The sequence below is a fragment of the Fluviicola taffensis DSM 16823 genome, from assembly GCF_943372375.1.
GTDB lineage: Bacteria > Bacteroidota > Bacteroidia > Flavobacteriales_D > Crocinitomicaceae > Fluviicola > Fluviicola taffensis_A.
Genome location: NZ_CALRYJ010000006.1, coordinates 113,734 through 130,107 on the forward strand (window position 1 = coordinate 113,734; position 16,374 = coordinate 130,107).

The following is a 16,374-nucleotide window of genomic DNA, read 5'->3' on the forward strand; positions in this document are numbered from 1 at the left end:
AACTTATCTGATTACGGTTACTGTTCCGGATCGTTTGATCCTGCCTTTCGGATATTCTTTTCCTTCCCACACATTGGCGTTTTTGAAAGTTGCACTTGCCTTCCAGACATACGCATCTTGTTGTACGGGTTCTCCACGATAGGTTCCATCCCAATGTTCCGTTGGTCGGCCGTCCGCATCCAAAGCGGTCGTTGACCAGATCAGATTCCCCCAATCATCGTAGATCAATAACTCGAATTCTTTCATACCGACTCCTTTCGGAATGAAATTCGCCACTTCAAAGTCCGTATGTCCCGGACTCATGGCATTTGGTATGAACAATCCGTAAAAGAAATCCACCGTAATGGTTTTCACGATTGTATCAGCACAACCATAGTTGGTGGTGGCAATCAGTGTAATCTGGAATTCACCATCTTGCTTATAGTGTTCGGTTGGATTTTCTTCCGAGGAAAAGTTCCCGTTTCCGAAACTCCAGGAATAATAATCTGCCAGGCTGCTCAGGTTGGTGAAATCGACGATTCCACTCAAAGGCTCCGGACCTTCCACATTGGTGTAACTGAAATCAGCAGTTGGTTGAGGTAATACCGTAATTGAAGTACCGGCAGAAACCGTATCATTACAACCTCCGTTTCCATAAGCGATCAGAGTGACCGGATAAGTTCCACTTGCATTAAATGAAGTCTGGACTGGATTCTGTGTTAGGATAATTCCATTACCGAGGAACCACGAAACAGAATTGGCGAATGGTGTGTTTGCCTGTAACAGGATTTCTTCTCCTACACAAAGTGAATCCGTTGGCAAAGTGAAAGAAGCGCTTGGCATTTGGTAAGAGGAAACAGTTTTTTGTACACTGTCGACACATCCGTGAATGGAAGTTCCAATCAGGGAAACGGTATAATTTCCAACTTGCTGATAAGTAGAACTTGGGTTTGTAAATGTAGAGGAAAGTCCGTTTCCAAAATTCCAAATGTAGCTGGCAGCATTGACACTTTGATTGGTGAAATTGATGACAGTTGGCTGAACACAAGGATCAACAGGATTGAAGGTGAAATCAACTGTTGGCAATGGATAAACGGTGACGACTTGCGTTGCAGTGTCCGCGCATCCGATATTATCCAAAACGATCAATTGTACTGCGTAAGAACCGGCTATTGTATAGGTGTAACTTGGATTATTTTGGATCGAGGAATTTCCATCGCCAAAGTTCCAGATATGATTTACAATACCGACACTGGTATTATTCATTTGGACTGTCAAATCAACACAACCTGAGTTCGGACCCAGTGTAAACTGTGAATTGGGACCAGCATTCACCTTGATGGTTTTGGTCATTTGTGTCGTACAACCGTAAGTTTGACTGATTCCGGATAAGGTGACCGTATAGTATCCCGGACTGGAATAACTGTGTGTTGGATTCGTTAGAGAAGAGTTCGTTCCATCCCCGAAATTCCAATTGACAGAAGCTATTCCCGTACTCAGATTGGTAAATGCAAATACCTGGTTCAGACACACGGAATCCAACGAAGTGAAATCGATCTGCGGGAGTGGGTGAACCGTTACGATTGTCGTCGCAGTGTCGAATCCGCAACCGGCAGCGAAAAGGGATACAATATACGTTCCGGGAGCAGTAAAAGTATGAGATGGGCTATAAGCACTTGAAATGTTTCCATCACCGAAATCCCAGGAAGAAAAACTGGCGCCTTGTGAAAACTGTGTCAGGTTGATCGTATGAGGAACGCAGCCTGAAGGATTGTCAATATTGAAAAATGCATTGACCTGAGGAGGAAGTACCGTGATTTGATGCTGTATGGTATCCGAACCGCATTCGTTGCTTACAATCAGTTGGATAGTATAAGTGGTGTCTTGCGTTCCGGTATAAAACGTATGCTGAAGCGTCGTTCCGGAAGTGTCGGAAGTAGTTCCGTCACCAAAATCCCATTCATAGGTGTCCGGTAATCCGTAACTGTTGTTCACCATATCCAGAATAAGCGGGGTACAAAGGATATTTGTCGAAGTTCCAAAGACTGCTGTGGGTGAAGGCATCACGGTGATTTGTTCCGAATGGCTGCTTGTTCCGCAGAAATTGGTCAGATTCAATGTAATGGTATAGCTGGTGTCAGTATAGATACTAGCCGGATAGGTTTGAGAAACCGGAGTCGGATTGGTACTGGTTTGTCCATTTCCGTAATTCCAATTGTACGTCAGGCTTTGCCCGAGTGACAGATCTGTAAAATTCACCGTCATTGGTCCGCAGGCGGAATCAGGGGCCAGGCTAAAATCTGCTACAGGTGGAATCCGTACCTCGATTTGATGAGTAATGGAATCCAAACAACCGAATGAAGTGGTCACCAGTAATTCGACATCGTAGAAACCGGAAGCGCTGTAAGAATGGGTTGGATTAGTCATTGTGGCAAAGGTACCATCTCCGAAACTCCAATCACTTTGATTTGCCAGCGTACTCGTATTCGTAAAGAGTTCATTAAAACCGATACAGGTAATCGCATTGTAGGTGAAATTCGCTACTGGCATCGGATGAACAATTGCTAATAAAGTATCCCGGTTAATACATCCGGTAATTGGATTGGTGTAGGTGTAGATGATTGTATTTGTTGCAACAGGAGCTATTCCCGGGTCAAATGTTCCCAGTACGGCATCCGTAATACCATTTCCGCTCCAAATACCATTGGCTGGATTTCCTGAAAAGTTAACAGGATTGTCGCTCGGACAGAATTCGTGATCGATCCCGATACTTACAATTGGCAAGGGGTGAACCGTAAAGAGCATCGTGTCCCTGGTCAAACAATTTCCTGCTCCATTTGAAATGACTAATGGGAATGTTCCCGCAATTGTAGGGTTAAATAATCCGCTTGCATTCACAAAACTTCCTGTCCAGGTTCCTGTAATAGGAGTTCCGTTCAATTGCACATTAGGGGCATCAATACATGCTTCCAGATCCGGTCCTGCATTTGCCTGGGTAGGATTTACAACCGTTACGACACGTATGTCTGAATTCGTACAACCAAAAGCATTCGTGAAAGTATAGGTCAGATTAAATGTGCCGACAGAACTTGGTGTAAATGATCCGGAAGCTGTAACTCCTGTTCCTGTCCATGTTCCTCCCACCGGAGTTGCAGTAAATTGAATGGGAAATGGCTGATTGCATAAAGTGGTATCATTTCCTGCGTTTACGACAGGTAATGGATTGACCGTAATGATTCTCGTATCCGTATTGGTACAGCCATTTGGGTCTGTAAATGAATAAGTGATCGTTTTGTTTCCGGTTCCCGCAACTAATGGAGTGAATTCTCCTACCGGATTCGTAATTCCTGTTCCCGACCAGGTTCCACCTGAAGGCGATCCTGTCAGGTTTTGGATCCCTGCATCAATGCAAATAGGGAAATCCGCTCCTGCGTTTACAATTGGCAGTGGATTTACCAAGGCAACAACCGTATCTCGCAGTAAGCAAGCTCCTGATCCCAAAGTGTAAACCAGGTTGAAACTCCCTGCAATTGTAGGATTGAAAATTCCTCCCGGAGTTGTAAATGAACCTGCCCAGGTTCCACCGGTTGGAGTAGGTGATAAGGTAACATTCGGCGCATCGATACATACCGCAAAATCAGGACCTGCGTCGGGTTGCGTCGGACTTATGATAGTTACAATTCGTGTATCGCTTGCTGTACATCCATTCGCATTCGTGAACGTGTATGTCAAAGTGAAAGTTCCGGTTCCGGCAGGTGTGAATAGACCGGTAGCAGTTACATTCATTCCTGTCCAGGTTCCGCCGGCAGGAGAAGAGCTTAATTGGAATGGATTCGGTTGGTCACAGGCAGTAGTGTCCGGTCCGGCATTCACGATAGGCAATGGATTGACAGTTATCACCAAAATATCTGAAGCCGTGCAGCCACTTGCATTTGTAAAGGAATAAGTAAGTGTTTTGTTTCCTGTTCCTGCAACGGATGGAGTGAATTCCCCTATCGGATTGGTAATCCCAATTCCTGACCAGGTTCCTCCTGAAGGAGTTCCATTCAAATTTTGAATTCCTGCATCAATACACAGGGAGAAATTTGGACCGGCATCCACAATGGGTAATGGATTCACCGTCATGCTCATGGTATCTCTCGATAAACAAGTTCCCGTTCCGAAAGTATAAACCAACGAATGGGTTCCAATGATAGTTGGAGTGAATACTCCGGCAGTTGTAATACTTGTGCCTGACCAGGTTCCTCCAGCTGGAGCACCCGTCAATGTAATCGGAGCTGAACCGAAACAAGTGGAGGAATCCGGTCCTGCAAAAGCGGGAGTTGGAGCTACCACAGTTATGAGAACAGTATCTGTATTCGTACATCCGTTTCCATTGGTGAATGAATATACCAGGGAAAAAGTTCCCGTTCCATTGGGTGTAAATATTCCTCCGGATGTCACATTTGGACCGGTCCAGGTTCCTCCTGTTGGAGTAGGGGTCAATGTAAATGGAATCGCTTGATCGCAAAGCGTCACATTTGGTCCGGCGTTTACAACAGGTAATGGATTTACCGTAATAATAGCAGTTGTGGAACCTGAGCAAGTTCCATTGGATCCGACAATGGTATACGTTTGAGTCGCTGTTGGATTTGCCGTTACAGTAGCAGTATTGGTCGCTGACAAACCTGTTGCAGGGCTCCAGGTGTAATTCGTGGCTCCGGAGGCCGTTAAAGAAACGGACTGACCATTACAGATCGTTGCATTCGGAGGTGTTACTGTAATTACCGGAATCGGGTTCACTACTAAGGTTACGGATGAACTGGGTCCAACACATCCGGCGAGTGTTCCAAAAACGGTATAGGTTCCTGCCTGAGCGGAAGTGACATTCGTCAGGTTAAAATTTTGTTGGTTACTTGTAAATGAATTCGGTCCTGACCAGGAATAGGTGGTGGAAGCCGAAGGATCAGATGTGAAATTAGCCGTACTTCCGGCACATACCGGACTATTGACTTGCGGATTAAGAAGTGGAGGAATAGGGCGGATGACCACAGTCGTATTGGCAGTTGTTGTTCCACAAGCGTTCGTTACAGCCAGGGATATAGGGTAAGTACCGGCTGTCGGATAAGTAACCGATCCCGGAATAAGGGTTGTTGCACTAGTTGGTGATCCACCCGTAAAAGACCAGGCATAAGAATCGGATGGTTCCAGACAATCATTGACAACGGCAGTCGGACTGACGCTTAATCCGGCACAGACACTTGGCACAGTGTTGATTGTAACCTGTGGTGGTTTTTGAGCGACGATTGCCTGGTTTGCTATAAAAGAACCGCACGAATTGGTGAGTGTTAGACGAATGGTATAATTTCCAGGTTGTGTAAATTGAATCTGTGGATTGACAGATGAAGCATTTGTTCCTCCTACGAATGAGAAAGTTCCCGAAGAAGGCAAGCAGGGACTTCCGTTGAAAAGTACGGTCCAAACCCGTGTTACATTGCAAGTGTTTAACAAGCTTGATGCGTCTGTGACCTGCGCTATGAATGGAATACATGCTGTAGTGGGTGTAACGGTAAAGGAAGGGGTCGGAGGATTTTCAATACAGACTGTTCGTGTGATTACATTGACATTACAGCTATTGGTGGTTGTCAATGTGACCGTATAGGTTCCGGGGGCAGTATAAACATGCGTCGGATTTGTGGCTGTTGCAGTTGTCAAGGTTTGTCCGTCACCAAAATTCCACTGGAATAAGGTGCTGGAACTACAGGCACTATTGAATCCGGCCTGAGTGGTATTCAGAAACAAAACCGGAGAGCCGACGCAATTATTGGGTGCTGCAACATTGAAATTTGCTACTGGACCTGTATAAACACGGATAGGTGAAATCGATGCCTCACTGCTATCACATAAATTAATCGCCTTGATACGGAACACAAATTGGTTTCCGGCTTGTCCGCAGGAAGATGTTGTATAAGTATGACAAATGGTTGCAGGTGGTGGATGAGAAAGTGTGTCTTTCGGAGATCCGTCTCCATAGTCAACTACATAAAAAGTAGTATTGTGATTGGAAGAATAATTGCTTAACGGAAAACAAAGGGTGACAGGTCCACAACCGGTTGTTGCTCCGGGGTTTGCTGCACCGATCGCCGGGTTGGTGATATTTGCAATGTTGTATGAAACGGATTGGACACATCCATTATTCCCGGTTACGGTATAATTCAATGTAAAAATATCTGCAGTTGTGTAATTATGTGGAACTCCGGCTCCGGGGAAAGTGCTCGAATTGAAGTCCGGAGATCCATCTCCCCATTGAATGGTATAGTTTGATATCAATGTCGTGGATGAAGCATCGAAAACCGTCAGAGCGAAGTTTGAACCGTCGCAGTTTCGCATTCCGGCTATCGGATCGATCAATGCAGGATTCGGAAGTGCATTGACTGTGACTGTTTGACTAAAACTTGCCGTACATCCGGTTGAATTAGTGACAACTAAGGTGACCGTATAATTTTGTGAACCGGCTCCAACGGCATTGTATTGATGGATCGGATTGATGAGATTGCTGGTATTCTGACTACCTGAACCCGGATCGCCGAAGTTCCAGGAATAACTTAGCCCGCTTCCCGATGAGGTATTGGTGAATTGAATCGGAACATTGGAGCAGCTGTTGTTTCCAACGAAGTTAAAGGAGGCAGTTGGTGGTGGAGCAACGGAAATGTTCACGTTGTTGTTGTCCGTACAACCTAAAGATGAACTGACAGTAAGTGTGTATGTCTGATTTGTAGTTGCTGTGAGGGTTGGATTGGGACAATTCGTACAAGATAGCCCGATTGCCGGTGACCAGGAATAAGATAGTGTGCCTGCACCTGTTCCTGCCGGTGTGCCTCCCAATTGGATGGAAGCACCGGCGCAAACTGTTGAATCAGGACCTGCGTCTGCATTGCATTGCGCAAACAAATCAGTTTGGACCAGCAAGTATAATGTAAGAAGAAGAAGAGAGAGCTTCATTTTCATCTGAGTAGTTGGTACAAAGGATGAAAATAAATTCCAAACCTCAAATACCTCAATTGTAGTAATAGTAATTGTCTTTCAAACTATTGGTGGCTAATTTATGGAATTAAAAGTAAAAAAGAAAACATTCCTTGGAAGGCAAAAAAAAAGTCCCGCAGAAGCGAGACTTTTTCTAAGTATTTGTAGACTATTTCTTAGTTGATAGTCAATTTTTTAACTGTTTTGTTTCCGTTAGCGATTACAACTACATTGTAAACACCTGCATTGAAATCAGAAACATTCAATGTTTGAGAAGTTCCTGAATTTTGAGTTGTCATTACAGTTCTTCCAGCCATATCAACAATTGAAATTGTTTCGTTTCCTGATAAACCAGAGATAACTACTGACTCATTTGCAGGGTTCGGGTATAGACCGAATGTAGCTTTATCATTTTCAGAAACAGCTAAGTATTCATCCGGAACCACGCTGCTCATAACGATGTTTTGAGTCGTTGGTGAACCAGCAAGTGTGATAACCAATTTCGCGTGAACAAAGATCGGAAGAGAAGAATTAGCTAAATCGTAGTACTCATATTGTGTACGATCCATTGTAATTGCTCCAACAAATGGGATAGTTACATCTGCAACATCATGTGATTTATAGCGCAAAACACCTGTTACAGTAGTTGCAGCATTTAATTTCAACGTTCCTGAACCATCAACGATCGTATTAACTGTTCCGGTTGTTGGATAATCTGTACCCATTACGTTCGCATTTCCGGAGAAAGCGTCTGCTATAGCAGAACTTCCATAAGCATATGGATAGTTCATTAACAATTCATCATTTGAATTTAGTTTAACAATTGCAGTTCCACCAAATGATCCGGCATCAAATACGAATCCTTGAGAATTACGTGTGCTTGCAGATGAAGTGAAAAATGAAGTAACGAATCCAGGGATATCAATTGCAAATTCAGAAGAAGGATAATCTCCGGAATAAGCTGTTGAAGAAGGAGCAACAACGGAAATCACTTTGGTTTGACCATAAATTCCAGGTGTTGTGCTGTAATCCCAAGTTTGAGCTGTTCCTGTCATTGCTGCAAAATCAACTGCGTTTGAATCAAGAATGTACATAGTTGTACTTGTTCCAATTACAGGGATGTTTGAATCTGTGAACTGACCAAAAGCAGCTCCTGTAATTAAGCTAGTAGCTAAGAGTAAATTTAATTTCATAGTTTATTTTTTTCTAAAATTACAATTTTACAAGGTTACCAATTCCATTTTTTATTTAAATGGTAACGTTTGTTTACTTATTGAATACATATTTAACAAAAAGGTTGGAAAACTATTGTTTTTTCCAAATCAAAGCATAATGACCAGACCTGTTCGCACGCTGAATAGATTCTGCGCACGATATCTCGATAATTGAAGTCTGTATTCATCATTATAATTAGGGTTTCCGTAGAGATCATAAAATCCGATGTCTGAAATCAGTTCCTGGATAGGAATATTTAGATGCACATACCCTCCAAAATTCCAGGCAATGTTCTTAGAGATCGCCAATCGGTATTCCAAGCCGTACATTAAAGTCAGATTGAATGCAAATTCATCTTCAAATTTGAGTTGTTGATTGCTTATTTGCGTAGAATCAGTGTAATAGGAGTAGGAATCATATGCAGAAATAGACTTGTATGTTCCCGATTTCAATTTGGAAAGCTCGATACCCAATCCTAAGACATTTACAAGACCGACAGGCATGTTTGAACCTTTCGACCCGATTTCAATCCGTGGCATGATCCGCAAAGTAGTATACTTCACACGACTGTCATATCCGGGAGAATAGATGTAATTTCCCATTTGATCATAGGTTTCCTTTCTTCCAATGTTTGTAAGGAAAGTATTTCCCATGTAATAGTTGAAATCCAAGGATAATGCGAAACGTTCCTTAAGGACAACTCCCAGGTTTCCATAGAGACTGTAATTGAACTGATCGGGTTTGATCTGATCTTTATATCTGCTGTAGTATGCGGTATTCCTTAGGTTTTTTTCGGCTGAACTGGTTATTTTCAATAAGGTGTTGTGGTGTATTCCACCTCCTAACTGAAGCATGAACCGTTTTCCATAGAATCCGGTATTCAGGTTTTTTGTCTTTCCTGGCTCCGAAGTGCTTTTCGTCTGAGCGAAGGAATTTGCAGAATTCAATAGGGAGACTGCAATTAAAATGAATATATTTCGTAACATATGGATTTAGTTAGTTGATTTGAAAATTTCGTAGAATTTTGACCCCAAAAGAATCTTGGAAGGTCTGCCGCTGATCATATATACATTGGAGTAATCAGCATGTCCGTTCTTTAAATCAACGCCAATAAAATTGATTAATGTCTTTTGTGAATCGAGCAATTTACCTGTAAGAAGAATGAGCGCCATTGGCGGAACATACCAGGTTGCCAGTACCGGTCTTGCAACTGTCATGGGATCACTTTTCTTATTGTCGATATAGAAAATAGTAGGGATCATGATCACATCCGAATTGTACTTTTTCGACATGTTTTCCAATTCTGCATAGTCAACCGGGAAGAAATTCACTTTGGAATATCCGTCATTTTGTCTCAAGGCAGATTTAAGGAACATAAATGCATTCACTCCTTCAATCGTAAGGTTACTCGGTGCATTGTCCGTGCTGAGATTATAACCGTTGTCTGCTGCTTCCTGGATAATGAGTTCGGTGGAATTCTCCTTGATTGATTCGGATAATTGAATGGTTTTTTTGGAAGATTCTACAATTTCGACTTCCGGTTCAACCAAGGCAATGCTTTTCGTTTTCAGGTCAGGAATTGCAGGGATCAGTTTTGATTTGTTCTCTTTGTTATCAGCATTCAGGGATTTGTTCTGGGCAGATTTGAATGATTTCACAAAGCTGCTATCCGACATGATATCCTTCATTCCATATAAATAATAAGAAGTCGAGTCAAAAACCTGAGCATCGATATTCCCGTCAGCGGATCTTTTTTTCTTGATCTTGTCATACTTGGACTCTGTTGGTTTGGAAGCCTCTATTTTGGTTAAACTGTCAACAGGGATCTTAGCAATTGAATCGTTATATGCTTTGTTTTTGATGATGGCTTGATGGTAATCGAATTTGGAGAATGATTCCAATGAAAATTGCTTGGTGTTTGCAGCCGTTTCAACCATTCGGTCATAAATAGCTTGAATCTCCAGGTCTGATGCATTTGCAGAACGGATATCATAAATCTGTCTCAATGCGATGGAAGACATTTCGAGTTTGTCCATTTTTTTCAACATGGCATGAAGAGTGGCGATTTCCCCTTCCTTATGCAATTTGGATTCGTAAGGTTTGGATATGGATGCCGATTTTGTCTGAGCCAATGCCAACCAGGTTTTCGCTTTCATGGCGGTTAGGTAAGCAGAGTTGGGAAATTCTCTTTCCAAAACGAATACGGAATACAATGCATTGGTTAGATCCAAAGCCAGAATGCTGTTTCTGATGGATTCGAAACGTGCAATAGTTCTGATTTCATTAAAGCGTTCCGCACCCAGCAAGTTCGGGCTTCCGGACCATCCTGTTCCTTTTTCAAGGACCTCCAATACCTGTTTTTTTCTTTTTGAAATATTGGGGTGTGAACTCTTGCTATCGTTGTAGTTTTCTTCAGCTGTGATTGCAAAAATCTCTTTTGGAAATTTAAAGTTCGGCACATAAAAATCCTTTGAGTTGAAAAAGTTTTCAGGAATTCTTACTTCATCGAAAGGAAGGTAGGAATACATCAGAACATCGAAAGTTGGTTCGATCAATGCCTCATCATATCCAGCCTTTTTGTATAATTCAATCGCATCGGAATCAGCTTCCAACTCACGTTCTTTGCTATAGGTGCTTAATTCATAGTAATTTGCGTTTTTGAGGACCGTTTTTTGTTTGAATCGCTCCAATACGTGTTTGCGCTTGTAATGTGAAATTTCATGAGCAAGCACATATGCAATTTGTGCCTCAGAGCTCACTTGTGAGATCAATCCCGTTGTAACAAAAATGATTCCCTGGTCTGTTGAAAAGGCGTTTGTTTCATTGGATTTCAGGGTGTAAAATCGAAGTCTATTGAATGTTTCCGAATCATCCTTCAATAGTTTTTTTGCAATATCCTTCACATATTCGGAAATCGGGTCGCCAAAAACACATACTTCCGAATGGATGATCTCGTCGATAGCCGTATGAATTCCGGTGTAGAATTTCCGTCTCAATGAAATGGCCAGTTCCGGACGGTCTATTTTCATGTCACGATCCACTTTCTGGTAGGTGGAAAGACTGAAATCTTCCGGAATCGATCCGGTTGATGCTAAGGTCTTATAATGGTTGAAATCTGTCTTGCCTTGTGCAAATGATCCACTATGGAGGATGATTGATATTAGGAAAGTTAGTATGAATGTTTTTTGTAACATAACCAGTTTTTTAGGTAATTGTTCCCAAAAGTAATGAATCCGCTAAAATATCAGGTGTGTGTGAATGATATTTATGAATCAACCGGTTCAATAACTAGTTTGAAAACGTCCATTGATTCGTTGACTAAGCAAAGAATGACTGCACTTATGCACTATTGTGGGTCTTTATCAATAACTAACGCTTTTTTAGTTTTCAGATAGAAATCATCGGATTGAAAAGCACTTTTTTCGTGCTTGGAGAATAAATAATGGCTGCTCTGATCCCGAATATTCGGGACCTGTATCAAAAGCTAACGCTTACCTCAAGACAATGCTTTTGAAAAGCATTCTTTCGTCTTCAAAAGCTATGCTTTTTCTTCTTATTTTTGCTTCCCTTGCGAAATACTATGAAACAAAACTCACTCTTCCGGAAAAAAACAGTTCAGGATATTCTTGCCTCGACACAAGAGGGACATGCTGATGGACATGAAGCACTTGGGAAGCATCTCAAAGTAAGAGATTTGGCAGCTTTTGGAATTGCTGCAATTATTGGGGCTGGTATTTTTAGTACGATTGGTACGGCTAGTGCCGAAGGTGGTCCCGGAGTAATCTTTTTGTTTTTATTTACCGCCATTGCCTGCGGATTTGCAGCATTTGCCTATGCAGAATTTGCCTCCATGGTTCCTGTAGCTGGTTCAGCATATACTTATTCCTATGTCGCATTCGGAGAAATTATTGCTTGGATTATCGGATGGGCACTCATTATGGAATATGCCATTGGAAACATAACCGTCGCCATCAGTTGGAGTGATTATTTTACAGGAATGCTCGAAGGAATAAACATTCATCTTCCGCAATGGATTCAAACGGATTACCTCACTGCACATAACGGATTCGAGGAAGCAAATGCCTTGAGACAGGGAGGGAAACTCTTTGAAAATCTGGATTCTGGTTTGCAGGCAGCACATACGGCATGGACAACTTCTCCCACTATTTTTGGTTTTCACATCATTTTTGATCTTCCTGCTTTATTCATTATTGTATTGATTACTTGGTTGGTTTACCGCGGAATGAAGGAAAGCCGAAATGCCAGTAACGTCATGGTAGTCATTAAATTGGCAATCATTCTATTGGTCATTGCAGTTGGTATTTTTTATGTCGATACCGAAAATTGGAGTCCTTTTGCGCCCAATGGAGTTTCTGGGATTTTAAAAGGAGTTTCTGCCGTTTTCTTTGCTTATATCGGATTTGATGCCATATCTACAACAGCCGAAGAATGTGAGAATCCGCAGCGGGATCTTCCTCGTGGAATGATGTGGGCAATTATTATTTGTACCGTTTTATATGTCATTATTTCTTTGATTTTAACTGGAATGGTTCAGTACAATGTATTGAATGTGGGAGATCCATTGGCTTTCGTGTTTAGAGAAGTTGATCTGAAATGGATGTCGGGAATTATTGCTGTTTCTGCAGTCGTTGCAATGGCTTCTGTTTTATTGGTATTCCAAATGGGGCAACCGCGTATCTGGATGTCCATGAGTAGAGACGGACTTTTGCCTAAGAAATTTTCCAAAGTACATCCGAAATACAAAACGCCTTCATTTGCAACCATCGTTGTTGGTTTTGTAGTGGCGGTTCCTGCATTATTTATGAATTTGACCATGGTAACGGATTTGTGCAGTATCGGAACCTTGTTTGCATTTGTATTGGTTTGTGGAGGAGTTTTGATTCTTCAGAACAGAACTGATATTCCAAGAGGAAAGTTCAGAACGCCTTATGTGAACGGAAAATATGTATTGCCGTTTTTAGTGATTGGAGGAATTATTTATGGATTTGTAGAATATAAGGATCAACTGACTGGTTTCCTGAAAAATGAATCAGAATTAAAAGAAACCAAAGATTTGATAGTGGATCTATCGGAACCGGAATCAACCCAATTGAAAGAGATTATTATTGATGTGGATAAAGAAGGGTTGGCGCTCGTTGGCTCAGATTTACTGGCTTATTTTGAGCAGGCGCCGAAAATTGATTTGGAATCTTCTTTGAAAGGAATTAAAAGTCCATCCAAGGCGGAAACAGTCTCTCAATTGGATCAAAAAACAAAAGATAGATTGATTCATTTCCTGGAAGGATACGACGAGAAAGGATTGAAACTAATGGATTCAGACCTTGAAAAATATTATGGTCAGGGGCCAAAAGTGAAGATTGAATCGGCTTTGAAGACCATTGATGTTTCAGGAAAACGCTTGTATAATAGTGGTTTTTCACATTTCGCACATAAGATTCCGACCTGGATTTTCATCTTGTTCACTTTGTTTATCACTGTCGTGACTATCCGCAAGAACTTATCCTTGATTCCTCTGTTAGGTTTGCTTTCCTGTCTCTATATGATGAGTCAGATTGAATTGCGGAATTGGATCGCATTTGTGATCTGGCTTTGTGTCGGTTTGGTGATCTATTTTGTTTATAGTAGAAAGAACTCCAAGCTAGGCCTGAAATTTAAATCCTGATAGCTATCGCCTGGCAGGAACGGTGTCCTTTATCAATGATTACACAATCACTCGGTTTGGTCGGGTACAATTCTTTGGTGCATTTTTAAGCTAAAAGGCTAATCTTTCACAGTTATTTCATCGAGGAAAAACCAGGAAGGTTCTCCGGCAGATGGATGCCAGTTGAATAATTTGCCGGTGCCTTTCACTGTGAATTTTACGTAACGATAAACGTTATTTTCTGTTTGAAACGGGTAATTGCGGATTGGATCTTCCTTCTGCTGTTCTCCTTCTACCCGAATAGTGCCGATTGGGGAATAGGTTTTTCCATCGGCAGAAATACTGCACGAAACTTCTGAGGGATGCAGGATCCAGCTTTTTCCGTTCCAAAGTGAGTGGATGGAAATGTTTTTTGCCTGAGTTAGCGTGTCGAGGTCTAAAATCAGCTCGGTGTCATTTCCAAACCATCCCAGCCAATGGATGTTATAATCGCTTGCACCACTGACCCCATTGGTGAGATAAGATAAATCTCCGCTCTGGTATTTTTTGTCGGGTGGGGAAGATGAATTTACTTTCTTACCAAAAGCCAGGTTTCCTTCAATATTGACATCAATCATTCTTCGCAAGGAACGAATGTAGTTTTCCGGGCTCATTTCAGATTCATTGATGGTGGGAACTTGATTTTGGTGGCAGATTTGTTCGAATTGGTCGAGTGTTTTTCGTAGATTATAGTTTGGAAGGGCTTTTCCATCTGAAATAAGATACCATCCGCGCTTCGAGAACATATTGTTTGCAGCAATCTCCATTTCAGCATATTGAAGTGATAAACGAGCTAATTGAATATTTTTTAATGATAAGGGGTTGGTTTTGGCAGCTTGTTCCGCCATGTCGAAAAACGAGTTGTATACTTTCATGCGTTCTTCTGAAAAAAGACCGTTTTGGTGTACTACCGGGTGTTCATAGATCCAGAGTTTGCTTTCGGTTTCTTTCAGGTTTTTTTCCAGCGCATCGATGTATTGAGAGATATACTGATATCCTTCCCCATAACAAGTATGAAGAAAGGACTGCTTCTCCTGCTCAAAATCCAGCTTTGGATTCCACATGAGTTTCGAAAGTAAATGAACTTTTAATTCTGAAAATTCATATCCGATGGTGCTGTTCGATTGCTCAAATAATGCATTTACATGGTTTTTAGTGAAAAATTGAATGTTGGGTTGTAGAATGTGTAGGTTGGGAAACGGGGAGATGCTGTGGTTGAAATTGATAGTGTAATCCCAAAGGAAAATATTGGAACAGATTTTTCCCCAGTCTTCCATGTCCTTTTTGAAATCGGCGCATTCCGGATTTGTCTCAATGGGAGCATGTCGGTGCAACTCAATTGTGCAAAGCATGACCTCTACATTTTTTCGTGGTTTTACTTTAGCTGGAGCTTTCCGACTGTATTGGTAGGCAAGTGTGGAAATGATTTTGTCCGGAAATTGTTTTGCAATATCGTTTACCAAGTGAATAATTGGTCCTGCCGGACTTCCTTCTTCTACAATGATGTTTTTGCATTTGTCGCACTGACAATAAGAAAAATTGTCGTTTTGACTGACGGACCATTTCTGTTTATCAGGTTGCTTACTCATTTCTTCCCGCAGCTTTCCTGAAATGATCTTTTTAACTTCCGGATTACTTGGGCAAACCTGATCTGCCGTTCTTTTACCATTTACCAAAGCAAAATACTCCGGATGATCCTGAAAGTATATTTCACGGGGAACCAAGCGGTGAAAGGTATGAACAAAATAACCATCCGGATAAATTTCTTCGATCGTATTCAGACGCATCCAGTCACGATATTCAGCATCTTCCGGATAATAAAGATTGATGATCCGTACGTCATTGGCAGGTTTGTCTTCAATAACTCCACAGGAAAAAGCAATTTCTTCCCAAATACCATGATGCCCCATATTCGGACCTGTTTTTTTGCATCCCAATATCTCAAGTAAGTGAACTACAGCATAGGTTGTTCCTTTTCTTGTTCCACCTTCAATGGTCATTTTATTTTCCCGAATAGTGATTTTAAATCCGTCAGGATGTAGTTTTCTGTTTTGTTTCAGGTAGATACGTGTTGTCGGTCCTGGATTTATTATTTGCTTTAATTCTGCTTTGTTTAATTCTGCTAAGTGGCGACTCATAAGCCCGAAAGCATTTTTCAGATCTTTTGACAGGGTGTCTTTCAGGTATACTTCTGTGGTTTTATTTGGTTGAATAATAAATTCACGCTCGCTTGCAAAAGCACCGTTCAATGAACAGAAGAATAGAAAAAGAACAAAAAGCCGCATGTCTGAATTTTTTTGCACGAATTTAAACTCAAAATTAAGAATGGACAATTGAAAAGATTTTATAGTGGAATCGTCTTTTGGTAAATTGTATAATTCCTTGTTCATTTTGAGAGCCATGGTGATTGCGTTTCAATTAAGTTGCACTTTATCGGAGAACCAAATTTTCTAATCATTAATAACTATTGTCTAATC

6 protein-coding genes are annotated in these 16,374 nt (G+C 41.5%); 1 reads left to right on the forward strand and 5 read right to left on the reverse strand.

Translation table 11 applies throughout. The features are described from left to right. Positions 1 to 3: 3 nt before the first annotated feature. From AAG807_RS10685 to AAG807_RS10700, 4 genes are all read right to left on the reverse strand, one after another. A complete protein-coding gene (locus tag AAG807_RS10685; RefSeq protein ID WP_341903472.1) occupies positions 4 to 6,966 on the reverse strand; it encodes a PKD domain-containing protein in 6,963 nt (2,320 codons plus the stop codon). Positions 6,967 to 7,157: 191 nt separating this feature from the next. Next, entirely contained in the window at positions 7,158 to 8,174 is a 1,017-nt protein-coding gene (locus AAG807_RS10690) for a T9SS type A sorting domain-containing protein (RefSeq protein WP_341903473.1), read from the reverse strand. 129 nt (positions 8,175 to 8,303) lie between these two features. Continuing rightward, positions 8,304 to 9,182 carry a hypothetical protein gene (locus tag AAG807_RS10695; RefSeq protein ID WP_341903476.1) on the reverse strand — a complete coding sequence of 293 codons (879 nt, stop codon included), beginning with the start codon at positions 9,180 to 9,182 and terminating at the stop codon, positions 8,304 to 8,306. A gap of 6 nt (positions 9,183 to 9,188) precedes the next feature. Then, a complete protein-coding gene (locus tag AAG807_RS10700) occupies positions 9,189 to 11,390 on the reverse strand; it encodes a M48 family metallopeptidase (protein ID WP_341903479.1) in 2,202 nt (733 codons plus the stop codon). Between the two features lie 386 nt (positions 11,391 to 11,776). Between AAG807_RS10700 and AAG807_RS10705 the strand changes: the two genes are divergently transcribed. Further along, positions 11,777 to 13,879, forward strand: a complete 2,103-nt coding sequence (locus tag AAG807_RS10705; protein ID WP_341903480.1) for an amino acid permease — start codon at positions 11,777 to 11,779, stop codon at positions 13,877 to 13,879. A 98-nt stretch (positions 13,880 to 13,977) separates the two neighbouring features. Here the strand turns inward: AAG807_RS10705 and AAG807_RS10710 are convergent, their stop codons facing one another. After that, positions 13,978 to 16,182: a DUF4838 domain-containing protein gene (locus AAG807_RS10710; protein ID WP_341903483.1), complete on the reverse strand. Its 2,205-nt coding sequence runs from the start codon at positions 16,180 to 16,182 to the stop codon at positions 13,978 to 13,980. Positions 16,183 to 16,374: the final 192 nt, after the last annotated feature.

Bases quoted from the DNA above. Each gene is read 5' to 3' on its own strand.
- AAG807_RS10710 (WP_341903483.1), bottom strand. From the start codon at position 16,182: ATGCGGCTTTTTGTTCTTTTTCTATTCTTCTGTTCATTGAACGGTGCT.
- AAG807_RS10685 (WP_341903472.1), bottom strand. From the start codon at position 6,966: ATGAAAATGAAGCTCTCTCTTCTTCTTCTTACATTATACTTGCTGGTC.
- AAG807_RS10700 (WP_341903479.1), bottom strand. From the start codon at position 11,390: ATGTTACAAAAAACATTCATACTAACTTTCCTAATATCAATCATCCTC.
- AAG807_RS10705 (WP_341903480.1), top strand. From the start codon at position 11,777: ATGAAACAAAACTCACTCTTCCGGAAAAAAACAGTTCAGGATATTCTT.
- AAG807_RS10690 (WP_341903473.1), bottom strand. From the start codon at position 8,174: ATGAAATTAAATTTACTCTTAGCTACTAGCTTAATTACAGGAGCTGCT.
- AAG807_RS10695 (WP_341903476.1), bottom strand. From the start codon at position 9,182: ATGTTACGAAATATATTCATTTTAATTGCAGTCTCCCTATTGAATTCT.